Raw genomic sequence first — 24,829 nt, forward strand, 5'->3', positions numbered from 1 at the left:
CTAGAGTTGATCTGCCGCGTGCCACTCTGCATAACTTGTTGCTGTTTCAGAAAGGCGTAGTGAGTGTAATTTTATTGTATCTGGTAAAAATGATTGAATCTTTGCAGCAAAGTCTATCACCATCATCTCACTCGTAGGCTGGTAATCTACAAGTAGTACATCGTGACCACGATCAGATAGTTCTTTTGCAAGCTCTACGTGCGGTGTGTTTTTATTAAAAACGGTAGCGTGATCAAAAACGTTTACAATCTCTCTATTTACAATTTTCTTTAAGTCACCAAAGTCGATAACCATTCCCAGCTTTGCGTTGCCTGTATCTGTAATAGGCTCTCCTATTACGGTAACGCTAAGTTTGTAACTGTGTCCGTGTACATTCTTGCACTTGCCGTCATAGCCATAAAGCGCGTGACCTGTCTCAAAGGTAAACTGTTTTGTGATTCTAATTTTTGACATACTGTATTATTGGTTTTCGCTTTCGCGAAAATTGAAACCTATACGACTTAACGTCTGTTTCTAAATTTGTTGTACAAAACTACGATAATCAATACAAGTCCCAAGATGAGGAACAAACCGTTACCGCTTAAAAAGCTCATAATGTCCATACTATTTCTATTTTAGTTTGTTAATACCCAACCACTTTACGCACACGATCAATCACTCCATTTGCAACCTTGGTTGCTTTTTCTGCTCCTACTTTTAATGCAGCATCTATCTCGTTGAGGTTATCCATATAGTACGCATACTTCTCACGTTGTGCAGCATACTTCTCTATGATTACCTCATATACAGCTTGCTTTGCGTGACCGTAGCCAAAATCTGTACGTTTATAATTTTCGCGTAAGCGGTCTACTTGTTCTGGAGTTGCTAGTAATTTATAAAGGTTAAACACATTACAGCCCTCAGTTTCCATAGGTTCCTCCATAGGAGTACTGTCTGTTTTTATCCCCATAATTTGCTTACGTAGCTTCTTATCTGGTAAAAAGATATCTATAATATTTCCTTTAGACTTAGACATCTTTGCGCCGTCTGTACCTGGTATGTACATTGTATCCTCATTGTGACTTGCTTCTGGTAGTACAAAAACTTCTGTTTTTGTAGCTGCGTGAAAACGGCTTGCCACGTCGCGCGTCATCTCAATATGCTGCGCTTGATCTTTACCCACGGGCACAACCTCTGCATCATACAGCAAGATATCTGCCGCCATAAGCATAGGGTAGGTAAATAAACCTGCGTTTACATCTTCTAGACGGTCTGCTTTATCCTTAAAACTGTGAGCAAGTGTAAGTCGCTGGTACGGGAAGAAACAGCTCAAATACCAAGTAAGCTCTGCCGTTTGTGGTACGTCGCTCTGTCTGTAAAAAACCGTTTTATTAATGTCAAGACCAAAGGCCAGCCACGTAGCTGCTGTACTGTAGGTGTTGTGACGTAGCTGTGCTCCGTCTTTTATTTGCGTGAGCGAGTGCATATCTGCAATAAAGAGAAAAGACTCATTTGCAGGGTTATTTGCCATCTCAATCGCTGGTATAATAGCTCCAAGTAAATTTCCTAAGTGTGGTGTGCCTGTACTTTGCACTCCGGTAAGTATTCTTGACATAAAATTTAAGTAAAAAGCAAAGTTAACTTTTTCTGTTCATTGCATAGGGTGAATTACCTATTTTTGGAAGAATGCACATATTAAGAAAAATAGCGGTCGCACTTTGGAAAGTATGGTTTTACTTTTTAATGCTCGTGGTCATTCTCATATTATCTCCATTACTTATTATAAGTATCCTTAAGGAAACCTGGTATGGTATGTTTTTTAGACTTGCTCAAATATGGGCACGCACAATTATGCTCCTTATGGGATTATTTCCAAAAGTGACTCGTGAAGAAAAGTTTGTGCGTGGCAAAGGATATATGCTGGTGAGTAACCACACCTCTATGATGGATATCTTGCTTATGTTGCACCTTGCAAAAAGTCCTTTTGTGTTTGTGGGGAAAGCAGAGCTTGCAAAGCTCCCGCTCTTTGGGTTTTTCTATAAACGTACCTGTATTCTTGTAGATAGAGGTAATGCGCGTAGCCGCAAGCAGGTTTTTGATCAAGCACAGCGCAGGCTCAGTCAGGGGTTTAGTATCTGTATTTTTCCAGAAGGTGGCGTGCCAGATGATACTTCTATAGTGCTAGACACTTTTAAGGACGGTGCTTTTAGACTTGCCATAGATCATAAGCTGCCTATCGTGCCTATGACGTTTTATGATAATAAAAAGAGATTTCCTTATTCATTTTTTGAGGGTGAACCTGGGGTGATGCGTGCAAAAGTACATTCATTTATACCTACAGAAGGAATGACTCAAGACGATAAAAAGCCGCTTAGAGAACAAACTAGAGCCATTATTCTAGAAGAATTGAAAGGGGTTTGAGTACGCTTTCGCGAAAGCGTAATAACCTCCATAAAAAATAAAAGGCTCCGTAACCAGCGGAGCCTTTTTTGTTACCACTGCAAGCGCAATGATTACCTAACCAACTAAAAAACTAACCTAATACCAAGTAAACTACACTTGGCATAGCATCTTACTAGAACTTATAACGAACACCCGTGTATACCCCTAAGTAATACGGCTGAAAGTCTACCACTGTATTATCAAAACTGTTGAGTTGATATTTAAGTGACGGTTCTATATTAAATATGACCTTATCTGTCATTTTATAATCTAATCCTACCCCTATGTTTGTGGTAAAGCTTACGTCATTTACTCCGCTTGCTGTACCTAGGTTGGTACTAAACTCGTTTGATGAAAGAATTACTTCGTTATTATTAAGAAATAATGTGCTTACACCTCCCACTAGTGATACCCCCACGCGTTTATCTGAGATCACATAAACTGCTTCAAGAGGTACTTCGAGGTAACTTAGTTGCTGTTGTAATGACCCATTTGCAGTGACTCCAATGTTTGGAATAGCGCCCTCTGCATTAAAATTATTTTGAGTCGTACTATTGTCTGCAATGGCAATAGTTTTTGCATTATCTGCATAATTTACTCCTCTAAGTGCACGCCCCAAGCTGTTAGTAGAAAATGAAATGTCATTTGTGTTATAACTAAGATCTACATTGTTTACACCAGTACGTATTTTTAATTTAGGACTGACGGCATAACTTACTTGTACTCCATAACTCAGATTTACATCACCAGACTTATCATTATCTGCAAATTGCTTATCAAGCCCAGACCCTCCAAAATCTCCATAATATACAGGTGCTGCTACAGCGCCTACATCCCATCTTGAGTTGTTTGTGTTTTCTTCTTCTAGCGCAACTGTGTTTTCTTCTTTGCTAAGTTCAATTTGTTTTGCTTCTTCTACGAGGTCTTTTTCTTTTGTGGCAACCGTTTCATTTGCTGCAACAGTAGTAGGCTTATCTTCTTTTCCTATTATTGTTTTTTGATCTTTTGTTACTTGATTTGTGGTAGTTGCCTTCTTTTCTGTAGAAGATGTAGTCGTATTATTTACATCGCTGTATGCAATAAGTCCATTTGATTCACTACTAAGGGGCGATGTATTAATTTTAGAATTACTTCTAGATGTCTTACCACTCTTTAATCCACTAGCGTTACTAGTAGTAGTTATGTTGCTCTTTGTTTGAGAATTTCTTTGAGATAAGTTGGTCGTAGCGATAACCTGCTCGTTGCTAGTAATCGTTATTTGATCTGTTGTTTGTTGTTCTCTAGTATCTATTGAATTTTTTACTACAGATTGATTTGTTTCAGATTGTGTGGTGATTATATCTTGATTTACAAGAGGTGTCGCCTCAGTAGAATCTGAAGGGAGTAATAATGTGCCAAGTCCAAAAAGTAACAAAAGCCCTGCGGCAATACCACCCACTTTCCACCATAGAGGTATAACTCTGCGGTTATCTTTTTTTTGATTTTTGACAATACCTGCCCATACACGCTCGCTAGGGTGTGCTTCAAAGTTTTTGAACTTTTCTTGAAAAAGTCTGTCTATGTTCTTCTTCTCCTTCATTACTATAGGTGAGATTTACTCTGCAAGCTATGCAGACTCGTCTCAATTTTTTCTTTTAATATCATTCTAGCACGCGCAAGATTTGACTTTGAGGTGCCTTGAGAAATAGTAAGCAATTCCGATATTTCTCTATGTGAATAACCATCCATTACATAAAGGTTAAAAACCATTCTATAACGATCTGGTAACTCTTGTATAATACTAAGTAAGTAATCTAGTGGGATAGCATCTTCTTCTACCTCAACTTCTACCTCTTTAATATTTTCTTCATTTACAAGACTATAAACTCCTGGTTTGCGATATCGCTGTAACGCTGTGTTTATCACAACCCTTTTTAACCAGCCCTCAAAAGAACCTTTATTTTTATACTGAGTGATTTTATCAAAAATAGTTATAAACGCATCCTGCAGAACATCTTCTGCTTCGGTGTAATTAGGAGCATATTTGAGACAAACAGAAAAGAGTACACTCGCATAGCGCTTGTATAAATCGGCCTGTGCCTTAGGTTGCTTCTTTTTACAGTTTTTTATGAGTTGGTCTTGACTCAACTGTTGTTGGTTTTGTTTATGTTCTCATAAATATAAGAACAGATATCTTTTTAAAGGGTTCTTTCTTCCACTTTGTGATACCGTAAAATCACGTCTATTCGTATAACAGGGGTTTTATATTCTAGTTTGCAATTTATAGATGCAAAAAAGGTGCAAAGGTTGCGTGGTAATAAAAAAAACCTCCTGAGCAGGAGGTTTTTATATAAAATATGAGTGGGTAAATTATTCGTTGCTAGCTTTTATAGCAGCGTGTATTTTTGTCTCTAGCTCTTCCATAAGATCTGGGTTGTCTAGTAGTAATGCTTTTACAGCATCTCTACCTTGCCCAAGCTTAGTATCTTGATAGCTAAACCAAGAACCAGCTTTTTTTATAATCTCATAGTTCACACCTATATCTATAATCTCTCCTACTTTTGAAACTCCTTCTCCATACATAATATCAAATTCTGCCATACGGAAAGGTGGAGCGACTTTATTTTTTACAATCTTAACGCGAGTTTTGTTACCCATTACGTTTGCATTGCTGTCTTTTATTTGTGTAGAACGACGTATATCTAAACGCACAGAAGCATAAAACTTAAGAGCATTACCACCCGTAGTAGTCTCTGGGTTTCCAAACATAACTCCTATCTTCTCACGAAGCTGGTTAATAAAGATAACCGTACAATTAGTCTTGCTTATAGATCCCGTAAGTTTACGTAGTGCCTGTGACATTAATCTCGCGTGAAGTCCCATTTTTGAGTCTCCCATCTCTCCTTCTATCTCGCTTTTTGGAGTAAGCGCCGCTACAGAGTCAATTACTACGATATCAATAGCGCCAGAGCGTATCAAATTATCTGCAATCTCTAGAGCTTGCTCTCCATTATCTGGTTGTGAGATAATAAGGTTGTCTATATCTACATCTAGTTTTTCTGCATAAAAACGATCAAAGGCGTGCTCTGCATCAATAAATGCTGCAATACCTCCAGCCTTTTGTGCCTCTGCAATGGCGTGTAGTGTTAAGGTTGTTTTACCAGAAGATTCTGGGCCATAAATCTCAATAACACGACCGCGAGGATATCCTCCTACGCCCAGCGCCACATCAAGACCCAAAGATCCTGTAGGTATAGACTCAACATCTACTATGGCTTGGTCACCCATTTTCATTACGGCACCCTTACCATAAGTTTTATCTAGTTTATCAAGGGTGAGTTTTAGGGCTTTTAGTTTTGCATCTTTTTCGCTGCTCATATCTTCTTTTTTGTCTTGTAAAAATAACTTTTAAAAGAGGCTTTGGCAAGGTACGCTTTCGCGAAAGCGTAATAGTTCTCAACATCATCTCTTAATTAATATACTTATGTAAATGAAGTATATAGGAAGTTTGTATGGCGAAGATACTAAAATTTGGAATCTTTACTAATTTAAAAAGGAATTATTCCAATCTCGTGTAGAATAAATAGGTTTCTAATTAAAAAAGAGAAGTAAATGTCTAGCAGCTAGTGTGTAATGTAATTTTTTCTTTAAACACGCAACCTTTTAGAATTATGGCGTCTTTACTATGAAGTAGTATTGAAAGTTGAATTATTAACCCGTTTAAAACAATAATTCCCTTAACATAGGTCCGTTTTAAAATGATGCACGCACATATGAAAAGGAAGGCCCAAAGCGACATAGTGATATATAAAGAGTGCTTATGACAAAAGAAATAAGTAAAAATCTGAATTAGCCACGATTCACAAAAAATGCCTTTATATCGATGTAAAGGCATTTTTTGTGCCTTGACATTAGAAAATGTACCTTTGCCGCAATTATTTTTCTTTTAACTTAAACAAAGTATAGTATGCACCTGTACAATAAACTAAGCGCAAAAGAGAGAGCTCAGCTTATAGAACAAGCTGGAGAAGAACGTCTTACACTCTCCTTTTACAAGTACCATAAAATTGGTAATCCAGAACTTTTTAGAAATCACCTTTTCATTGCTTGGGATGCGATGGAGGCTTTAGGTAGAATATACGTCGCTCACGAAGGGATTAATGCCCAGATGTCTGTGCCGGCAAAGCGATTTACTGAGTTTAAGGAACACCTAGACGGTATAAACTTCTTAGAAAATGTACGCCTTAATATAGCTAGAGAGCAGGATAATAAATCTTTTTTAAAGCTCAAGGTAAAGGTGCGCCACAAGATTGTGGCAGATGGACTAGAGGATGAGACTTTTGATGTGACTAATAAGGGTGTGCACGTAAATGCATCTACCTTTAATGAGCTCATAGAAGATGATAATACGGTGCTGGTTGATATGCGCAATCACTATGAGAGTGAGATAGGTCACTTTAAAAATGCAGTCACTCCAGATGTAGATACCTTTAGAGATAGTCTTGATATTATAGAAGAAGATCTTAAAAATCACAAAGAAGATAAAAAACTAGTAATGTATTGTACCGGTGGGATACGATGTGAGAAGGCTAGTGCTTATTTTAAACATAAAGGGTTTAAAAACGTGTTTCAGCTTGAGGGAGGTATTATAGAATATGCTCGCCAGGTAGAGGCAGAGAAGCTTGATAATAAATTTAAGGGTAAAAACTTTGTTTTTGACCATCGTCGTGGGGAGCGCATCTCTGACGATGTGATTTCTAACTGTCACCAGTGTGGAAAGCCTTGTGATGAGCACGTAAACTGTGCAAATGAGGCTTGCCACCTTCTATTTATACAATGTGAAGAGTGTGCAGAAGCAAACCAAAATTGCTGCTCTACAGAGTGTGCAGAGATAAACGCACTCCCATACGAAGAGCAAAAGAAATTACGTTCTGGTAAAGGAAATAGTAATAAGATATTTAAAAAAGGAAGATCTGAGAAGCTAGCTTTTAAGAAGTAAGACTGTAGAAGTAGAACTTACAATTTTCTGTTTGGCAAAGGCGCTTGAGATTACCTATCTTTATCCATAGTTCAGTTTTGAACAAAAAAATAACGTGTTTACACTACTGTTGCAGTCACAGTGATTGATATAGAGTGATAAACCTTCTAAATATAAATAATATGGCGTGTGGCAATTGTGGCACAGGTGCAGACGGATCTCCTAAGGGTTGTAAAAACAACGGAACCTGTGGGACAGATGGATGTAATAAACTTACGGTGTTTGACTGGCTTTCTAATATGTCTCTTCCAGAGGGACAAGAAGCTTTTAATTATGTAGAAGTACGGTTTAAAAACGGACGTAAGAACTACTATAAAAATGATGATAAAATCACCCTTAGTATAGGTGATATTGTTGCGACACAGGCAGAGTCTGGTCACGATATAGGGATGGTAACCCTCACGGGAGAACTTGTGCGCGTGCAGATGAAACGCAAGAAAATAAAACAAGATACACCAGACACTCTTAAGATTTATCGTAAAGCATCACAGCGTGATATAGATATCTGGACTACTGCTCGTGAGAAGGAAGAACCTATGAAGGTACGTGCGAGACAGATCGCAATACGCCTACAACTGCAGATGAAAATCTCAGACATAGAGTTTCAAGGAGATGCTTCAAAAGCTACTTTTTACTACACGGCAGAAGATCGTGTAGACTTTAGACAGCTCATAAAAGAATTTGCACAAGAGTTCCGTACTCGTATAGAGATGCGCCAGATAGGTTTACGCCAGGAGGCAGCTCGTCTGGGAGGTATAGGATCTTGTGGTCGTGAGTTATGTTGCTCTACGTGGTTAACAGATTTTAGATCTGTAACAACCAGTGCAGCAAGATACCAGCAACTATCACTTAACCCTCAAAAACTTGCAGGGCAATGTGGTAAATTAAAGTGCTGTCTTAATTATGAGCTTGATGCTTATATGGATGCCTTAAAGAGTTTTCCAAAAACAGAAACAAAACTTTATACTAAGAAGGGTACAGCAGTATGCCAGAAGATAGACATCTTTCAGGGTAGACTATGGTATGCTTATGAAGGCGAGTGGATGAACTGGCACGAGCTCACTACAGATCACGCAAATGAGATTATCACTGCAAATAGAAAAAAAGAACCTGTTGCAAGTCTAGAAGAATTTGCATCAGAGCTTATTGTAGAGACTACTGTAGATTTTGGCAACGTGGTAGGGCAAGACAGCCTCACCCGTTTTGATAAGCCTAAAACTTCTAATAAGCGCCGCAACAATCGCAAGAAAAAGCGTAGCAATAGCGATAATAAACCACAAGCAAAGCGCACACAAACTAAAGGTCCTAAAAAGTCTAAGCAAGGCGGCCAGAAGGCTAAAACCACACAAAAACCTCAAAAAGAAGGACAAAAACAAGGTGGTACAAAACCAAATAACAGAAATAAAAAGCGTCCTCATAAACCAAAACCTAATGCGTAACGTATTACTAGGTATACTCATCATACTTTGTGCGTCTTGCGATTCAAAGCAAGTGTACCATAGTTATATTTCGCTAGGTGACTCTTGGAAGATAGACGAGCCCGTTGTATTAGAAGTTACAGAGCTAGATAGTATGCAGGTATACGATACATTTATCACTGTGCGCAACAATAATGAATACCCGTACAGTAACCTGTTTTTAATAACAGAAATGCAGTTTCCGCGTGGGAGAACCATTACAGATACACTAGAGTACGAGATGGCAAACCCAGATGGCACCTGGATGGGAGACGGTTTTGGTGATATTAAAGAAAGTAAATTAGTATATAGAGAAGGAGTGCGCTTTCGCGAAAGCGGAACCTACACCTTTACCATAAAGCACGCAGTAAGAAAAAACGGTAATATAGATGGAGATGCAAATCTTGAAGGACTTACCGAAGTAGGCTTACGTATAGAAAAACAAGAATAAATAACTATGGCAACAAAAAAAGCTCCTAAAAAAACTGCCGAGAGTAGTGGGGATTACAGTAAATATATTTCTTGGTTTTGGAGACTTTTTGTGGGCGGTATAGCGCTGGTAGTACTCGTATTTTTACTTGCTAGCTGGAACGCCTTTGGAGAGCTTCCAACCTTTGAAGAGTTAGAAAACCCTGAGAGCAATCTTGCCACAAAAATCATCTCTGTAGATGGAAAACAGTTAGGGACTTATTATAACGAAAATAGAACTCCTGTAAAGTACGAGCAATTACCACAAAATCTAGTAGATGCTCTCGTTGCTACAGAAGATGAGCGTTATTATGATCACTCTGGTATAGACTTTAGAGGGACTACAAGAGCTTTTGCTTATTTAGGTCAAAAGGGTGGGGCAAGTACAGTAACACAGCAGCTTGCAAAGCTTTTATTTACAGGTCAAGCAGCGAGAGGATGGAAGCGTTATGCTCAAAAAATCAAGGAGTACGTTATCGCAACCCGCCTTGAGAGACAGTATACAAAGCAAGAAATCATTGCAATGTATCTTAATAAACAAGACTTCTTGTTTAATGCCATAGGGGTAAGCTCTGCTGCACGTATTTATTTTAATAAGGATGTAGAAGATCTAGAGCTACACGAGAGCGCAGTAATTGTTGCGATGCTTAAAAACCCTCGTCAGTACAACCCTTATCGTAAAATTTCTCGAGAAAAATCTCTAGGAAGACGTAATCAGGTATTCAAGCAGATGGAAAAAAACGGTATGATCACCACTGCCGAAAAGGACTCGCTGCAAGCCCTACCTATGGAAGTAAAATTTACACCAGAAGGCCACGCAGATGGGATTGCTACCTACTTTAGAGAAAACCTAAAGAAGTTTATGGCCTCCTGGATAAAAGAAAACCCAAAGGGTGAGGACCTAGAGGGTAATCTTACTTATTACAATATTTATAGAGATGGTCTTACCATTACCACTACCATAGACTCGCGTATGCAAAAAATTGCAGAGGACGCTGTTGCAGCCCATATGCCTAGATTGCAAAAAGAGTTTGATAGACAAAACGAAAAAAATAAAACGGCTCCTTTTAGAGATATAGAAGAAGACGATGTAGACAGAATTTTTAACAACGCGATAAAAAGTTCTTCTAGATGGCATAAAATGAAAGCGCAAGGAAAGTCTGAAGATGTAATAAGAAAGTCTTTTGATATAAAGACAGATATGACCATCTTCTCTTGGGGAGGTGAGATTGATACAGTAATGACTCCTCGTGACTCTATACGTTATTACAAAAAGTTTTTACGTACCGGTATGATGTCTATGGTCCCACAAACCGGTGAAGTACGTGCCTGGGTGGGAGGTAATAATATGACACACTTTCAGTACGATCACGTACAGTTAGGAAAGAGACAAGTAGGATCTACCTTTAAGCCATTTTTATATGCCACAGCGGTAGACCAACTCAAAATCTCTCCTTGTGATACCTTGCCTAATACTATTTATTGTATTGCGGCAGGAAGTCACGGTAATACTAAAGACTGGTGTCCAGAAAACTCTGGAGGCGAGATGGGGGGAATGATTACTATGAAAGATGCTCTTGCACAATCTGTAAATACAGTATCTGCTAGATTGATGGATAAAGTAGGACCACAACCAGTAATAGACCTAGTAAGCAAGCTAGGGGTAGACACTAGTAACATTCCTGCGGTACCATCTATTGCCTTAGGAACTGCAGATTTAAGTCTTTATGAAATGGTCTCTGCATACGGGGCTTTTGCAAATCAGGGAGTCTACGTAAAACCACAAATAGTAAGTACTATACAAGATAAAAACGGGACTATTCTTTACCAGCACGTGCCAGAAACACGTGATGTACTAAGTGCAGAGTCTGCTTATGTAACTTTACAGATGATGGAGGGAGTAACCAGATCTGGTTCTGGATCAAGATTACGCCATACCTGGCGTGGCAAAGACCCTGTGTATAGAAAAGCAGTAACAGGGTATCCTTATGGATTTACAAACGCAATTGCTGGTAAAACGGGTACTACACAAAATCAAAGTGATGGATGGTTTATGGGTATTGTTCCAAACCTCGTTACCGGAGTATGGGTAGGAGGAGATGATCGTGCGGTACACTTCCCAGGCATTAATTACGGTCAGGGAGCAACAATGGCCTTACCTATATGGGGTATGTATATGAAGGGAGTTTATGAGAATGAAGATTTAAAAGTCTCAAAAAGTGAGTTTGATAAGCCTAAGGATCTTTCTATTACCATAGATTGTGAAAACTATAAAAGTGAAAGTGTAAATGATGAGCTTCCAGATGAGTTAGATTTTTAATAAACGTAGTATCAATAAAGTTTTAAAAGAGTGTGGTAGTCTATCACACTCTTTTTTTTGCCTATCAATATGATAAGTACGCTTTCGCGAAAGCGTAATCAATTACAAAATCCGTATTTTTAATCATTCAAAACCAAGAATATGATAACAAAAGAAGTTGCCGGAGTAGATGCGGCTCTTGAAGGTGTAACTAGCGGTATGACGATGATGCTAGGAGGGTTTGGCCTGAGTGGTATTCCAGAAAACGCTATTGCAAAACTAGTAGAACTTAATGTAGATAATCTCACCTGTATATCAAATAATGCGGGAGTAGATGATTTTGGCCTAGGGTTGTTATTACAAAAGAAGCAGGTTAAAAAAATGATCTCTAGCTATGTGGGGGAAAACGCCGAGTTTGAACGCCAGATGCTTAGCGGAGAACTTGATGTAGAGTTAATACCTCAAGGTACACTTGCAGAGCGCTGTAGAGCTGCTCAAGCAGGCTTCCCAGCAATATACACACCAGCTGGTTATGGTACAGAAGTAGCAGAGGGTAAAGAGACAAGAGAGTTTGATGGAAAGATGTACGTGCTAGAGCACGCATTTAAGGCAGACTTTGCTTTTGTCAAAGCTTGGAAAGGTGATGCAGCGGGTAATCTTATTTTTAAAGGAACGGCACGTAATTTTAACCCTAATATGTGTGGAGCAGCAACCATCACTGTGGCCGAAGTTGAAGAACTTGTACCCGTAGGTGAGCTAGATCCTAACCAGATACATATACCAGGTATTTTTGTACAACGCATCTTTAAAGGAGAGACGTACGAGAAGAGAATAGAGCAACGCACGGTAAGAACAAGAGATTAATTATGGCATTAGATAAAAATCAAATCGCACAGCGCATCGCAAAAGAGGTGCAAAATGGATACTACGTAAACCTGGGTATAGGTATACCTACACTAGTTGCAAACTATGTACGTGATGATATAGAAGTAGAGTTTCAAAGTGAGAACGGAGTATTAGGTATGGGACCTTTCCCTTATGATGGAGAAGAGGATGCAGATATTATAAACGCCGGAAAACAAACCATTACAACACTGCCTGGCGCTAGCTTTTTTGACAGTGCTACCAGTTTTAGTATGATACGTGGTAAGCACGTAGACTTAACCATACTAGGAGCAATGGAAGTCGCCGAAAATGGAGATATAGCAAACTGGAAAATACCCGGGAAAATGGTAAAGGGTATGGGGGGTGCTATGGATCTTGTAGCAAGCGCAGAAAATATAATCGTTGCAATGATGCATACTAATAGAGCAGGCGCGTCTAAACTTCTTAAACGTTGCAGTCTTCCACTCACAGGCGTAGGTTGTGTAAAGAAGATAGTAAGTAACCTTGCGGTACTAGAGGTGACACCAGATGGGTTTAAACTATTAGAACGCGCACCTGGAGTTTCTGTAGAAGAAATACAAGCAGCCACAGAGGGAACACTTATTATAGATGGTGATGTGCTAGAGATGCAGCTGTAACTAATGATTATCTATGACTTAAATAATAAGCCTCATAATTATACGTATGTGGTAGATAGAGACTACCAGGGTTTAAGTGATAGGTTTTTAAAAAATACGTATAAAGCACTTGATTTTCTTTACAAAACAAATGCGCTTACCATTACATATATAGACGAGGGAGAAAAGAAAACACTTGATATTATAGATGTGCTCGTTGCAGATGTTGCAAATGGTATTAATATCGTGTACTCACAGCGCAAGAATTATTATAGGCCGTCTACAAATACGGTGGGATTTTACGATACACACGGTATCGTTTTTAGAAAAAATCATCGTAAGCGATGGTTTTCAAAAAATAAGGGGTACAATTCTCCTATGGCTGTACTTGCGCACGAGCTTATACACTGCTATAATGAACTGTTTGAAACAGACGATTATAAAGCTAGAAAACTTAATATTACGTCTCGAAAGAAAAAAATAGACAGTGCGGGCAATGACATCTCATATCCTAATAAAGAGGAGGAGTTTGTCATAAGAATGACAAACCAAGTTGTAAAAAGATTAGGTGAAGATAAAAGGTCTAATTATGGAAGAAGTTATTATGAAGTAGAAGAGGTTACAGATACTCGAAAGAAAGGAAAACGGAAAAACAGAAGAATCTCACAAATATTTAACCACTCTTAGAGTAGTTTTTTTATGAAAACACACCTGCATTAATTTTAAAGGTTTCGACAAAAAGCCGACTAAAAACTTAATTATTCGACGAAATACACAAAATATTAACATTTGATGATTATTTCTACTGTTTTGGTTGTTGTCTATTTATAATATTATCTTACATTTACATTCCCAAATCAAGTAATTGATTCCGATGAAGTGTAAAGTATATTCGATAATCTACATTTCACTTCATTATATAGTATAGCTTAAACGTATAAGAGTGTTTTGAGTTATGATTTGTTAGAAATCCGCGGGGGGAGCCCTGCGGATTTTGTTTTAATCCCTATTTGACGCAAGAATGAAAAAAATCACAAACTCAGCCAGACAACTCGCAACTGGAGTTCAAAATACTTTCTATTTTACATCAAACTGTATAAAACTAGCAAGAAAGGTCTTTATGATATAATCATAGTGACTAGATGCCTTTAGGTATAGCGCCTATTAATCGCTTAGTGTAGGCCTTTATGGGGTTTTTATAAATTGCATCTGCATCTCCTATTTCTTCTATTTTACCATTATTCATAACCACAAGTTGGTCAGACATATATTTTACTACTGCGAGATCGTGAGAAATAAAAATATAAGTAAACCCAAAGTCCTTTTTGAGCTCATTAAGTAAATTGAGTACTTGCGCTTGTACAGAGATATCTAGCGCGCTTACAGACTCATCACACACAATAAGTTTTGGGTTTACAGCTATGGTACGTGCAATCCCTATGCGCTGGCGCTGCCCTCCAGAAAACTCGTGCGGGTATCTATTATAGTGTTCTTTCTCAAGGCCTACGCGTTCTAATAGTTGCATCACTCGCTCTTTACGCTCCTTTGTAGAGGCATATAGTTTGTGCACTTCCATCGGTTCTATAATAGCTTGACCCACGGTAAGCCTAGGGTTTAGAGAAGCAAATGGATCTTGAAAAATGATTTGCACTTCTTTACGTAAACTACGTAGCGCTTTGCCACGTAAACGTGTAATGTCTGTTCCTTTATATAAAATATGACCTGCGGTTGCTCGGTCCAGTTGCAAGATCGCATTACCTAGCGTAGACTTTCCACATCCAGACTCACCCACTAGACCTAGCGTTTCTCCTTCGTAGATTTTAAAAGTAACATCATCTACTGCTTTAAAGCCCTCAGCTTTGGTAAAGATGCCACTATTAGAAAAATAAGTTTTTTCTACATTGTGAACTTCTAGAAGTGGAGGTTGCTCATAAAGCTCTTTAAGATGTGCAAATCGTTCATCTGCTGTTTCTACTTGAGATAGTGTTTTATTATCGAGGTAATCTTGTATTGTGGGAAGCTTTTTAAGTCGCTCGTCAAGTGAAGGTCTTGCGCTTAGTAATGCTTTTGTGTATTGATGTTGAGGTGACTTAAAGAGTTGTTGTGCTTCTGCTGTTTCTACTATATCACCTTTGTACATAACAAGTACGCGATCTGCAATATCACTTACCAGCGATAAATCGTGAGATATAAAGATCACACTCATTTCGGTTTCTTGTTGTAGCTGTTTAAGAAGTAAAATAATTTCCTTTTGTACGGTGACATCTAGTGCCGTCGTAGGCTCATCTGCAATGAGAATTTTAGGCTTACAAGCAATGGCCATTGCAATCATTACTCGTTGTTTTTGGCCTCCAGAAATTTCGTGAGGATAAGTCTCATAAATTTTTGATACTGTAGGGAGTTTTACTTTTTCAAATAAAGCTAGTACTTCGTCTTTTATACGCTTTCGCGAAAGCGTAGTATGCCTTCTTAAAATCTCCGCTACTTGATCTCCGCAGCGCATAGAAGGATTAAGACTGCTCATAGGCTCTTGAAAAATCATAGAGATTTCATTCCCTCGTATGGTTTGAAAATCTTTTTCAGAAAGTGTGGTTAGTGATTGCCCATTAAATGAGATAAGCCCACCTATGTGAGTATGTTTTTTAGGAAGTAAACCTAAAATGGCTAGTGAAGAAACACTTTTTCCAGAACCAGATTCTCCTACAATGGCAAGTATCTCATTACGGTATAAATCAAAAGAGATACCGTGTATCACTTCATTGACCTCTCCTTGCTGTCGAAAAGATAGATGAAGCTGTTTTACAGAAAGAAGTTCTTGAGATTGCATAACTCAAAAATACGTTTTTTAAATACCAGATTGCATATGAGATTATAGTGAGTGCGTCTGAGCCTTATTATACAAATGTGAAATCTTTAATTTTTGTTGAGCAATAAGTTAATTAAGGTAGAACATAGCTTAAATATTAATTTTTTGTTAAAAAAAATTGTGTAGTTCATCGAAAAAATTACGATTTCTTTAAAGATTTCACGTTATTTACTATCCAAATACAAAGTTTTGATTAAAAAATTATAAATAATCCGTTTTTAATCAATCTTCTCCAACATTAATTAAATAATCAACTTATGAAAAAATTGTACTCTTTTGTCCTACTGGTACTCCTAGCAGGATCGACAGCAATTGCTCAAAATGTAGATGGCGTAGTCCAAAAATATTTGAGCGGAAATGCAGAAGAAGTAGGTCTAAAATCTACAGACGTTGCACAATGGGAAATAACAGATATTGTCCCATCACTTAACCCCGAGATACAGCACGTTTACGTACAGCAAAAGTATCAAGGAGTTCCAATCCAAAACGGAACATATAAGCTTACTGTAAAAAATGGACAGGTAACTTATGAGATTAACCAGTTTGTTAAAGACATAGCAGAAAAAAGCGCAGGCAGCACAGCTAGCTTATCTCCAGAAAATGCGATACAAAAAGTGGTACAGCATCATAAGATGCAAGCACCTCGCAATCTTTCTGTAACAAAATCTAGTGGTAACACTTTTGAGTATGCAAACTCAGGTATAAGTATAGAGCCTATTAAAGTAGAAAAGCGATACCTATCTGTAGGAAACAAATTACACCTTACTTGGAATGTATCAATCTATCAACTAGATGCTCAACACTGGTGGAATGTTAATGTAGATGCTACTTCTGGTGAGATATTAAAAACCGAAGACTGGGTAGTGTCTTGCTCTTGGGAAGACCCAAATCACAGCGAGCACAATCATACTAGTTCTAATGTAAAAGAAGATGTAGTTTATGGTCCAGTAAAAGCTACTACTGCAGCTGCAGTAGTGGGTGGAGGCTCTTATAATGTATATCCACTAGGTATAGAAAGCCCTAGTCACGGTAATCGCGCGATTGTAACAGATCCTGCTGTGGCAAATGCTTCACCATACGGGTGGCACGATACAAACGGTTCTGCAGGAGCAGAGTTTACTACTACAAGAGGAAATAACGTTCTAGCTCAAGATGATACAAATGGTAACAATGGTTCTGGAACAAGTCCTAATGGTGGTAGTGCTCTTAACTTTGACTTTGCACTTAACCTTAATAATAATCCTTCAACGTTTTTACCAGCAGCAACTACAAACCTTTTTTACTGGAATAATATTATGCACGATGTGTGGTACCAGTATGGGTTTACAGAGGCAGCAGGTAACTTTCAAGAAAATAACTATGGAAAAGGTGGTATAGGGAGTGATTCTGTAAATGCAGATGCCCAAGATGGTAGTGGTACAAATAATGCAAACTTTGCAACACCACCAGATGGTAGTAACCCGAGAATGCAAATGTTCTTATTTACTAACCCTACTCGAGATGGAGACCTAGATAATGTTATTATTGCTCACGAGTATGGTCACGGTATTTCTACACGTCTTGTAGGAGGTCCTAGCACAAATGCTTTAGGAGGTAGTGAGCAAATGGGTGAAGGATGGTCAGACTGGTTAGGTCTAGTGATGACTATACGCCCAGGAGATACTAGAGATACTGCCAGAGGGGTAGGTACATATGCTATAGGGCAGCCTACTACAGGTGCAGGAATTAGACCTACAAGATATGCTACAGATCTTGCTGTAAATGGTACAACTTATAATGATGTTAGTAGCCTTGTAGTACCTCACGGTGTTGGGTATGGTTTTGCAACGATACTATGGGATATGACTTGGGATCTTATAGATCTAGAAGGATATGACAATGACCAGTATAATGGTACAGGTGGAAACAATATCGCAATGGCTCTTGTTATAGAAGGTCTTAAGAATACGGCTAATAACCCTGGATATGTTTCTGGACGTGATGGAATATTACAAGCAGATCAAGATCTTTATGGAGGACAATATAACTGTTTAATATGGGATGCTTTTGCAAGAAGAGGCGTAGGTGTAGATGCTGTAGAAAATAGTAACGGTGGTACAAATACCAATACAGATCAAGTCGCTTCATTTACGAGTGGTTGTTCTGGACCACCACCACCAGCATCTTGTAACTCTACTGTGAGTTCTTTCCCATATTCTGAAAGTTTTGAAAATACCTTAGGAGCTTGGTCACAAGACACATCAGATGATTTTGACTGGACAGTTCGTACAGGAGGAACACCTTCTAACAGTACAGGACCTTCTGGAGCAAATGAAGGATCATATTATATTTATGTAGAAGCATCTAGTCCTAACTTTGGAAGTAAGACTACTACAATAAATTCACCTTGTTTTAACCTTGCAGGAGTAAATGCTCCAGAGGCTACTTTCAGTTACCAGATGACAGGTAACTCAGTAGGTACAGTGAGACTAGAAGCTAGAGATGATAGCTCACAAACGTGGACAGAGTTATGGTCACTAAGTGGAGATCAAGGAGCAGCTTGGCAAGATGCAACGGTAAGCCTTGCGGCATATGATGCCTCGACACAATTGAGATTTAGAGCAACAACATCTGCCTCTTGGCAAGGTGATATTGCTATAGATGGATTTGCTATAGAAGGTACTGCTCCGGCAGATACGCAAGCTCCAACAGCTCCTACAAGTCTTGTTGTTACAGATGTGACAACCTCTAGTGTTGCATTATCTTGGAACGCTTCTACAGATAATATAGGTGTTGTTGCTTATGATGTATACCAAGGGTCTAATAACCTAGGAGAAGTTACAGTGACTACCGCAAATGTTACTGGTCTTGCAGAGGGAACTACATACCAGTTTACTGTAAGAGCAAAAGACGAAGCAGGTAATGTTTCTGGAGCTAGTAATGCGGCAACAGCAACTACAGAGACTACTACAGTCCCATCGGGTTGTACAGCAACCGCTGGAGCAGGATATAGTGAAAGTTTTGAAGCTGGACTTGGTCAATGGACTCAAGATAGCAGTGATGATATAAACTGGACGCGTGATGCATCTGGAACACCTTCTAGTGGTACAGGACCATCTTCTGGATCACAAGGATCTTTCTATATGTTTGTAGAAGCATCTGGTAACGGGGCAGGATACCCAAACAAGAGAGCGATATTAAACTCTCCTTGTTTTGATCTATCTACAGAGACAGAAGCAAACTTTACATTTGATTATCATATGTATGGTTCTACAAATGGAGGTCAGGTAGATCTAGAAGCGAGTGCAGACGGTGGTACTACCTGGACAAGCCTATGGAACCAGACAGGAAACCAAGGCAACCAGTGGAATGCAGTTACCGTGAGCTTAGATGCTTATACGGGAGGTACAGTTCAGTTACGTTTTAACCGTATTACGGGTAGCACGTGGCAGTCTGATGTTGCAATAGATAACGTTGCTCTTACTGCCGGTGGCGGAGGTGGTGATACTACTCCACCTACAGGCTACTGTGCAGCAAATGGTAATAACAGTACAGAAGAGTACATCGCACGTGTGCAGATAGGAAGTATAGATAACGCCTCTGGTAGAAATGCTGCCGGATACCAAGACTTTACAAATATCTCAACAGCCTTAAGTGGTAGTGCAACAATCACTATAACACCAGAGTGGCCAGGAAGCACATACAGTGAAGGTTATGCTGTTTTTGTAGACTGGAATCGTGATGGTGACTTTGCAGATGCTGGAGAAACGGCTCTTACCATCTCTGCAACGCAGGCTACACCAGTAAGTGGTACTATCACAGTACCATCTGGAGCGGCTCAAGGAGCGACTCGTATGAGAGTAGTTATGAGATATAACGCTGTGCCAGCTGCTTGTGGAAGCTTTAACTATGGAGAGGTAGAAGACTACATTGTAAATGTATCAAGTAGTGCAGCCTTTGGTGGAGATACAGAAGGTGATACGGCATTTACAGACTTTGGAAAAGGAGACTTCTCAATCTTTCCTAACCCAGTTACTCGTGGGGAATTAAATATAAGCTTACAAGGAGCAGAAGCAACCTCTGTAACTATATTTAACCTTCTAGGTCAAGCGGTTCATAAAGGTAATTTTGAAAACACAATTGATGTGTCGAGACTTGAAGCTGGCGTTTATGTCATTCAAGTAGAGACTGAAGGTTCAAAAATGATTAAACGCTTTATCAAAAAGTAAGGCCCGTCATTTATAAACATAAGAAATCCCGACTTCAGATGAGGTCGGGATTTTTTTTTGTTGTTATTATGCTTTCGCGAAAGCGTAAATAAAGCAATACTATTTATTTAAGAAGTTCTTAAACCCTTTGTTAGTAAAGAGTTTCCAGATGCCCAAAAAGCCAGCGATAACTTGTAAGAAGGTCCCAGCGGTTAATAATTCTGGGGCTCCTGGCCAGTGCATAATTTTAAATAATGCGCCTAGAACAGTACAGATTAACCCTAAAATAAAAAGAGCGAGTATATGTTTTACTTTCATAACTATGGATTTTTTAAACCGATATTATTTCATCTTCATCTAGCAAGCGCTCGTTGCGTAGCTTGAGTAAAATTTGAGCCACGGCAACGGTGTCTTTCTCACAATATACGACTATGCGGTCTATGTCATTTTCTTCATAATATACCTGTCGCACTTGGCTGCCGTCTATATCATCTTTTGGAGAAGGGATTCCCAAAATTTTGGTCATAAGCTTGAGAGAGGTGTAGTGCTTGTAGTCTCCAAACTTCCATAAATCTAGGGTGTCTATATGAGGTATCTCCCAAGGTTTTTTACCAAAAAGATTAAGCTTTTGTGGTAGCGTAACTCCATTTATAATCATACGTCGCGCGATATACGGGAAGTCAAACTCTTTACCATTATGCGCACAGAGTAAGTGCTCACGGCGGTTAAAATGATCTTCAAGTAGGTTTTTAAACTCATTAAGTAGCTTGGTCTCATCATCACCAAAAAAGGAGGTGGTTCTAAAGCGTTTTCCATCTGTACTGGTATTAAAATAGCCTACAGAGATACACACTATTTTTCCAAATTCTGCCCAGATGCCGGCACGCTCGTAATAGTCTTCTGGTGTAAACTCATCCTTGCGTAGGTATCTTGTTTTATCTGCATAAAGTGCCTTTTCTACATCGTCTAGATCAGAAAAATCTGGATGTTGAGGTACTGTCTCAATATCCAAAAAAAGGATATGTTCTAGTTGAAGCCTTTGTATCATTTTTTTACTTTTAAAAGTACGCTGCCACTCGCATAATTTATAACGCGTTGACCACCACCATCAACCTTTAAATTTATGGAGTTGAATATTATTTTTACATCCACAAGACCATTTGTTTTACGGAGTGTAAGTTTATCTCGGTCGTTAATGGGTTTATTTATATCCTCACTTTCTAGTTGTTTTAAAAATGCCTGTGTGGGTATCGTGAGTGCTGTGCTGTCTTGTGTTGTGATAAGAATTTCTTTCCCATTAAGCATCATAGAAAAGCCTTCTTCTATATATTCTGACTGACCGTTGAGGTTAAAGTGAAAGTCTTGCTTCCAGTCATAGCCACGTATATTATATGCTGCACTAGAGGCGTTGTTAAAGTGTACGCGTTTTTTCTCTATATCACTAGCCGTCATTTTATACCCTAAGTCTTTTAAAATATAGTTAGACAACTTCCAGGTGTTTACATCGGTATGTTTTTCTACCGGGTTGTAACCTATGATGGGTTTTAGATCTTCTGCGGCATCGTGTACTACGAGGTAGCTTGTGATAGATGAAAATCTTCTATAAGCTATAGGGTCTGAGTTTTCTTTATTTTCTGCTTTCTCGAAAGCGGTATACATCTTTTCAAATTCATCCATCTGGCTGCGTTTACTCACAGAGAAGGCTCCCCAAAACCCAAAAGTGCTCAATAAACCCATAACCGCAAGAGCGATAGGTAAAAACCGAAGCTGCTGCTTGCGACTGAAGAGTAAATAAAGCGTAGCGCCTGTTATAAAAATTGCGATTACTATAAGAAAATATCGCGGCTCTGTGATGCCGTAATCTGATACTCTTTTATAAATCGCAGCATAAAACAAGATGAGCAGGGGTAGTAATAACCAATATGCTAGCGGCTGAAAGTTTTTAAAGACCCTAGAGATATGAGTTGCTTTTAATGGGTGAATAATAAACTGAATGATAAATAGAAGCCCAGCAAGTGCGATAATAAGGTAGCTCACCCAGCCCTTAGGTAATTCCCACTGTATACAGATTTTAAGAGCATAGGCATACAGTATCGTGATATAGAGAGCGGCAAGCGGTATGAGTATAAACTTTACGAAGACTTCAATAGCTTTATGAAAGTGTAGATGTATGTTATGTTGTATCTCTTTAGGAAAATCTGAAAGGTATACCCACGTATTTATGATTCCTAAACACAGGAGGAATAACTGGAAGTAGCGCCTACCATTTATTTTCACATCAAAAAGGTACTCTATGGCTAGCAACGCAAGTACAATACCTAAATAAAACACTCCAGAAAACAAGGCACTCCTAGCGATTGCCATAAGCATATCTGCCAGATAATTCCAGTAGGCTTTAGGATGCCATACAGTAATAAAAGGAGCAAAGAGTAGCGCTAGATGACCTACTATAAGTAGTACAAACCACCTTATATATGGGGTCTCATTATTATTTTTAAAGTCATAGTCAGGTAATGTAAAATAGAATGCAACAAGGAGTAATATGATAATAACCTTAATCCACCAGAGTCCTTTTCTTTTAAACTGCTCAATGTAAAACTGAGTTCCTATAAGCCAGCTCACACCTAATACCGCTGTTAGTGAGATGTTGTTATAGGTTTCAAAAATGTCATCTATATCTCTTTCTGCAAGTACAACTAGCAGTAGTGTAAATAATATAACCCAGATGAGTGTCACCGGAAATCTCTTAAAAGCAGCGAGTGCTTTAATCATAAATTCTGAAGGGGAAAATAATCGCATTGATTGATGATTGAATGTATTGAAAAATACAATAAATTAATAGAACTCCATACTAATCAACGTTTTGGGTCATTTCATACCCTGCGTCTATGTAATCATAAAAGTCTTGAGTAAAGGGTTTTCCTTCTACCCAGTCACCACGATGGTGCCCTAGTCTTACAATGATAAGATTGTCTTCTGGTATGGTAATTACATATTGCCCTAGTATACCTCGCATTGCAAATATTTTTTTATCGCGATAGTTACTTAGCCAGAAGCCGTATCCATACTCTGTATCTTCAGCAAAACGTGGTTGTATGCTGGTTGTCACAAAATCTTCGGGAAGTAATCTTTTGCCATTCCAAGAGCCACCATCTTTATAGAGTTTCCCAAAACGGGCAAAGTCTCTAGCATTACTTGCTACACAGCAATAGGTTTTTGCAAGCTTGTTATTATCATCATCTAGCTGCCATAGTGCTTCTTGCTCCATACCCATAGGTTTCCAGAAGCTGTCTGATAGGTATTGCGGGAGCGGTATGCCACTAGATTTCTGTATCACCATACCTAGCAATTGTGTGTTGCCAGAGAGATATTTAAAAGATTGACCAGGTTGCTCTGTAACCTTGAGATTTAAAATAGTTTCGGCAAGGTCATCATCATAATAAGATCGCGCTGTGAGGCTAAAGGGGCTAGAGTAACTCTCATCCCAGTTAAGACCAGATGCCATAGAGGAGAGATCTCCCACAGTCATACCAGAACCAGCAAATTCTATAAAAAAATCACTCACCGGTTGATCTAGTGATTTTATATAGCCGTCTTGTATGGCCTTACCTAGCAACGCGCTGGTTATACTCTTTGCCATAGAGAAGGAGTTAGTCTTGCTTTTCTCGCTATAGCCCGTGGCATAGTCTTCATATAAAATACTATCATTTTTAATAATTAAAAAGGCAATAGTCTCAAGCTCACTATTAACAGAAGATAGACGCTCTGTAGGTACAACGTTGTTATATTGCTTATGCTTTGGCCAGGTCTGTGGGGTGCTAGGTTCAATAGTTGCGTTATCAAAATAATCATAGTCGTCTATAAAAGCCGTAGTATGGCCAGTCATATATACCACGCGCACACCTTTTAAAATGTAGTCATAGTCTGTGATGTAAAGAGCCGCTATAATGATAGCAATAAAAAAAAGTAAGCCTTTAAAAAAATTTTTCAGATACCTCATTTTGTAAAGATTGATATTTTAAAAGTATTATTTTTTTGCTTTCGCGAAAGCGTTACTCTCCTATTAATAAAAGCCTAAGTTAAAATAAAGAACCTTGCGTCACGGGACTCTCGTGTTCTAAGAGCCACTTCTTGCGGTGTAGTCCTCCAGCATAGCCCGTGAGAGAGCCATCACTGCCTATTACCCTGTGACAAGGAATGATGATAGAAATAGGATTTTTACCATTTGCACTGGCTGCTGCACGTATTACCTTAGGGTCACCCAGTTGTTTTGCCATAGCGAGATAGGTCGTAGTCTTGCCGTGAGGGATGGTGCAAAGTTCCATCCAGACCTTTTGCTGAAAAGTAGTACCCTTAGGGGTAAGAGAGAGGTCAAAATGACTCCGCTCTCCTGCAAAGTATTCTTTAAGTTGTTTTACAGCCTCTTGAAGAGCGACTGGAATTGCTTTTGTAATCGCTTCTTCTTCTTCAATAAAGGTAGCAGCACAAAGTCCTTCTTGGCTTCCTTTTAATAATAATAAACCTAGAGGTGTTGATATAATAGCTGCTTCCATAGTTTCAAATATAGGGATTAAGTATGTTGTATATTGTGCTGTAAGTCAGTACATTTGAC

The 24,829-nt window shown here is 38.8% G+C and carries 20 protein-coding genes; 9 read left to right on the forward strand and 11 right to left on the reverse strand.

Translation table 11 applies throughout. The features are described 5' to 3' along the window. Together ACFO5T_RS02415 and trpS are read right to left on the reverse strand one after the other, a co-directional pair. Nucleotides 1–453: a 6-pyruvoyl trahydropterin synthase family protein gene (locus ACFO5T_RS02415; RefSeq protein WP_038598050.1), complete on the reverse strand. Its 453-nt coding sequence runs from the start codon at nucleotides 451–453 to the stop codon at nucleotides 1–3. A 169-nt stretch (nucleotides 454–622) separates the two neighbouring features. Continuing rightward, on the reverse strand, nucleotides 623–1,594 hold the full coding sequence (gene trpS / locus ACFO5T_RS02420; RefSeq protein ID WP_380031733.1) for a tryptophan--tRNA ligase: 972 nt from the start codon (nucleotides 1,592–1,594) through the stop codon (nucleotides 623–625). Nucleotides 1,595–1,665: 71 nt separating this feature from the next. Between trpS and ACFO5T_RS02425 the strand changes: the two genes are divergently transcribed. After that, nucleotides 1,666–2,400 (forward strand): lysophospholipid acyltransferase family protein, encoded by a 735-nt coding sequence (locus ACFO5T_RS02425; RefSeq protein ID WP_035335003.1) that lies wholly within the window; start codon nucleotides 1,666–1,668, stop codon nucleotides 2,398–2,400. Between the two features lie 154 nt (nucleotides 2,401–2,554). On the opposite strand, the gene ACFO5T_RS02430 is transcribed toward ACFO5T_RS02425, so the two are convergent. From ACFO5T_RS02430 to recA, 3 genes are all read right to left on the reverse strand, one after another. Further along, the gene (locus tag ACFO5T_RS02430) at nucleotides 2,555–4,000 is read right to left on the reverse strand and encodes a porin family protein (RefSeq protein WP_380031735.1); all 1,446 of its coding nucleotides are present in this window, start codon (nucleotides 3,998–4,000) and stop codon (nucleotides 2,555–2,557) included. Between the two features lie 2 nt (nucleotides 4,001–4,002). After that, nucleotides 4,003–4,548: an RNA polymerase sigma factor gene (locus ACFO5T_RS02435; protein WP_380031739.1), complete on the reverse strand. Its 546-nt coding sequence runs from the start codon at nucleotides 4,546–4,548 to the stop codon at nucleotides 4,003–4,005. A 222-nt stretch (nucleotides 4,549–4,770) separates the two neighbouring features. Then, on the reverse strand, nucleotides 4,771–5,778 hold the full coding sequence (recA, locus tag ACFO5T_RS02440) for a recombinase RecA (RefSeq protein ID WP_035326099.1): 1,008 nt from the start codon (nucleotides 5,776–5,778) through the stop codon (nucleotides 4,771–4,773). 589 nt (nucleotides 5,779–6,367) lie between these two features. On the opposite strand from recA, the gene trhO reads away from it, so the two are divergent. From trhO to ACFO5T_RS02475, 7 genes are all read left to right on the forward strand, one after another. Further along, nucleotides 6,368–7,399: an oxygen-dependent tRNA uridine(34) hydroxylase TrhO gene (gene trhO, locus ACFO5T_RS02445; protein WP_380031743.1), complete on the forward strand. Its 1,032-nt coding sequence runs from the start codon at nucleotides 6,368–6,370 to the stop codon at nucleotides 7,397–7,399. Nucleotides 7,400–7,560: 161 nt separating this feature from the next. Continuing rightward, nucleotides 7,561–8,877: a PSP1 domain-containing protein gene (locus tag ACFO5T_RS02450; RefSeq protein WP_380031745.1), complete on the forward strand. Its 1,317-nt coding sequence runs from the start codon at nucleotides 7,561–7,563 to the stop codon at nucleotides 8,875–8,877. Then, a complete protein-coding gene (locus ACFO5T_RS02455; RefSeq protein ID WP_375252222.1) occupies nucleotides 8,870–9,346 on the forward strand; it encodes a gliding motility lipoprotein GldH in 477 nt (158 codons plus the stop codon). The genes ACFO5T_RS02450 and ACFO5T_RS02455 overlap by 8 nt, the downstream gene beginning before the upstream one ends. Nucleotides 9,347–9,352: 6 nt before the next feature. Beyond that, on the forward strand, nucleotides 9,353–11,683 hold the full coding sequence (locus tag ACFO5T_RS02460; RefSeq protein WP_380031748.1) for a penicillin-binding protein 1A: 2,331 nt from the start codon (nucleotides 9,353–9,355) through the stop codon (nucleotides 11,681–11,683). Nucleotides 11,684–11,824: 141 nt separating this feature from the next. Next, entirely contained in the window at nucleotides 11,825–12,526 is a 702-nt protein-coding gene (locus ACFO5T_RS02465; protein ID WP_375252224.1) for a CoA transferase subunit A, read from the forward strand. A gap of 2 nt (nucleotides 12,527–12,528) precedes the next feature. Beyond that, nucleotides 12,529–13,185 (forward strand): CoA transferase subunit B, encoded by a 657-nt coding sequence (locus ACFO5T_RS02470; protein ID WP_035326089.1) that lies wholly within the window; start codon nucleotides 12,529–12,531, stop codon nucleotides 13,183–13,185. Nucleotides 13,186–13,188: 3 nt separating this feature from the next. Then, nucleotides 13,189–13,851 carry a hypothetical protein gene (locus tag ACFO5T_RS02475; RefSeq protein ID WP_380031750.1) on the forward strand — a complete coding sequence of 221 codons (663 nt, stop codon included), beginning with the start codon at nucleotides 13,189–13,191 and terminating at the stop codon, nucleotides 13,849–13,851. 451 nt (nucleotides 13,852–14,302) lie between these two features. Here the strand turns inward: ACFO5T_RS02475 and ACFO5T_RS02480 are convergent, their stop codons facing one another. Next, nucleotides 14,303–15,991, reverse strand: a complete 1,689-nt coding sequence (locus ACFO5T_RS02480; protein WP_380031752.1) for an ABC transporter ATP-binding protein — start codon at nucleotides 15,989–15,991, stop codon at nucleotides 14,303–14,305. A gap of 296 nt (nucleotides 15,992–16,287) precedes the next feature. Between ACFO5T_RS02480 and ACFO5T_RS02485 the strand changes: the two genes are divergently transcribed. Next, on the forward strand, nucleotides 16,288–20,238 hold the full coding sequence (locus ACFO5T_RS02485) for a M36 family metallopeptidase (RefSeq protein ID WP_380031754.1): 3,951 nt from the start codon (nucleotides 16,288–16,290) through the stop codon (nucleotides 20,236–20,238). Between the two features lie 99 nt (nucleotides 20,239–20,337). Here ACFO5T_RS02485 and ACFO5T_RS02490 read toward each other — a convergent pair whose 3' ends face one another. The 5 genes from ACFO5T_RS02490 to ACFO5T_RS02510 form a co-directional block, all read right to left on the reverse strand. Further along, the gene (locus ACFO5T_RS02490) at nucleotides 20,338–20,535 is read right to left on the reverse strand and encodes a GldL-related protein (RefSeq protein ID WP_375252228.1); all 198 of its coding nucleotides are present in this window, start codon (nucleotides 20,533–20,535) and stop codon (nucleotides 20,338–20,340) included. A gap of 13 nt (nucleotides 20,536–20,548) precedes the next feature. Further along, complete coding sequence (locus tag ACFO5T_RS02495; RefSeq protein WP_035334986.1) at nucleotides 20,549–21,265, reverse strand: 3'-5' exonuclease; 717 nt, start codon at nucleotides 21,263–21,265, stop codon at nucleotides 20,549–20,551. Next, nucleotides 21,262–23,016 carry a DUF4153 domain-containing protein gene (locus ACFO5T_RS02500; protein ID WP_380031757.1) on the reverse strand — a complete coding sequence of 585 codons (1,755 nt, stop codon included), beginning with the start codon at nucleotides 23,014–23,016 and terminating at the stop codon, nucleotides 21,262–21,264. The genes ACFO5T_RS02495 and ACFO5T_RS02500 overlap by 4 nt, the downstream gene beginning before the upstream one ends. 52 nt (nucleotides 23,017–23,068) lie before the next feature. Then, nucleotides 23,069–24,217 carry a serine hydrolase domain-containing protein gene (locus tag ACFO5T_RS02505; protein WP_380031759.1) on the reverse strand — a complete coding sequence of 383 codons (1,149 nt, stop codon included), beginning with the start codon at nucleotides 24,215–24,217 and terminating at the stop codon, nucleotides 23,069–23,071. 79 nt (nucleotides 24,218–24,296) lie between these two features. Beyond that, nucleotides 24,297–24,770 carry a methylated-DNA--[protein]-cysteine S-methyltransferase gene (locus ACFO5T_RS02510; protein ID WP_375252231.1) on the reverse strand — a complete coding sequence of 158 codons (474 nt, stop codon included), beginning with the start codon at nucleotides 24,768–24,770 and terminating at the stop codon, nucleotides 24,297–24,299. Between the last annotated feature and the right edge of the window lie 59 nt (nucleotides 24,771–24,829).

Source organism: Dokdonia genika, from assembly GCF_042652845.1.
In the GTDB taxonomy this organism is placed as follows: domain Bacteria; phylum Bacteroidota; class Bacteroidia; order Flavobacteriales; family Flavobacteriaceae; genus Dokdonia; species Dokdonia donghaensis.

Coding starts and splice junctions, on each gene's coding strand:
- ACFO5T_RS02415 (WP_038598050.1), bottom strand. CDS start 453: ATGTCAAAAATTAGAATCACAAAACAGTTTACCTTTGAGACAGGTCAC.
- ACFO5T_RS02485 (WP_380031754.1), top strand. CDS start 16,288: ATGAAAAAATTGTACTCTTTTGTCCTACTGGTACTCCTAGCAGGATCG.
- ACFO5T_RS02470 (WP_035326089.1), top strand. CDS start 12,529: ATGGCATTAGATAAAAATCAAATCGCACAGCGCATCGCAAAAGAGGTG.
- ACFO5T_RS02425 (WP_035335003.1), top strand. CDS start 1,666: ATGCACATATTAAGAAAAATAGCGGTCGCACTTTGGAAAGTATGGTTT.
- ACFO5T_RS02465 (WP_375252224.1), top strand. CDS start 11,825: ATGATAACAAAAGAAGTTGCCGGAGTAGATGCGGCTCTTGAAGGTGTA.
- recA (WP_035326099.1), bottom strand. CDS start 5,778: ATGAGCAGCGAAAAAGATGCAAAACTAAAAGCCCTAAAACTCACCCTT.
- ACFO5T_RS02490 (WP_375252228.1), bottom strand. CDS start 20,535: ATGAAAGTAAAACATATACTCGCTCTTTTTATTTTAGGGTTAATCTGT.
- ACFO5T_RS02450 (WP_380031745.1), top strand. CDS start 7,561: ATGGCGTGTGGCAATTGTGGCACAGGTGCAGACGGATCTCCTAAGGGT.
- ACFO5T_RS02510 (WP_375252231.1), bottom strand. CDS start 24,770: ATGGAAGCAGCTATTATATCAACACCTCTAGGTTTATTATTATTAAAA.
- ACFO5T_RS02480 (WP_380031752.1), bottom strand. CDS start 15,991: ATGCAATCTCAAGAACTTCTTTCTGTAAAACAGCTTCATCTATCTTTT.
- ACFO5T_RS02495 (WP_035334986.1), bottom strand. CDS start 21,265: ATGATACAAAGGCTTCAACTAGAACATATCCTTTTTTTGGATATTGAG.
- ACFO5T_RS02505 (WP_380031759.1), bottom strand. CDS start 24,217: ATGAGGTATCTGAAAAATTTTTTTAAAGGCTTACTTTTTTTTATTGCT.
- ACFO5T_RS02500 (WP_380031757.1), bottom strand. CDS start 23,016: ATGCGATTATTTTCCCCTTCAGAATTTATGATTAAAGCACTCGCTGCT.
- trhO (WP_380031743.1), top strand. CDS start 6,368: ATGCACCTGTACAATAAACTAAGCGCAAAAGAGAGAGCTCAGCTTATA.
- ACFO5T_RS02455 (WP_375252222.1), top strand. CDS start 8,870: ATGCGTAACGTATTACTAGGTATACTCATCATACTTTGTGCGTCTTGC.
- ACFO5T_RS02460 (WP_380031748.1), top strand. CDS start 9,353: ATGGCAACAAAAAAAGCTCCTAAAAAAACTGCCGAGAGTAGTGGGGAT.
- ACFO5T_RS02430 (WP_380031735.1), bottom strand. CDS start 4,000: ATGAAGGAGAAGAAGAACATAGACAGACTTTTTCAAGAAAAGTTCAAA.
- trpS (WP_380031733.1), bottom strand. CDS start 1,594: ATGTCAAGAATACTTACCGGAGTGCAAAGTACAGGCACACCACACTTA.
- ACFO5T_RS02475 (WP_380031750.1), top strand. CDS start 13,189: ATGATTATCTATGACTTAAATAATAAGCCTCATAATTATACGTATGTG.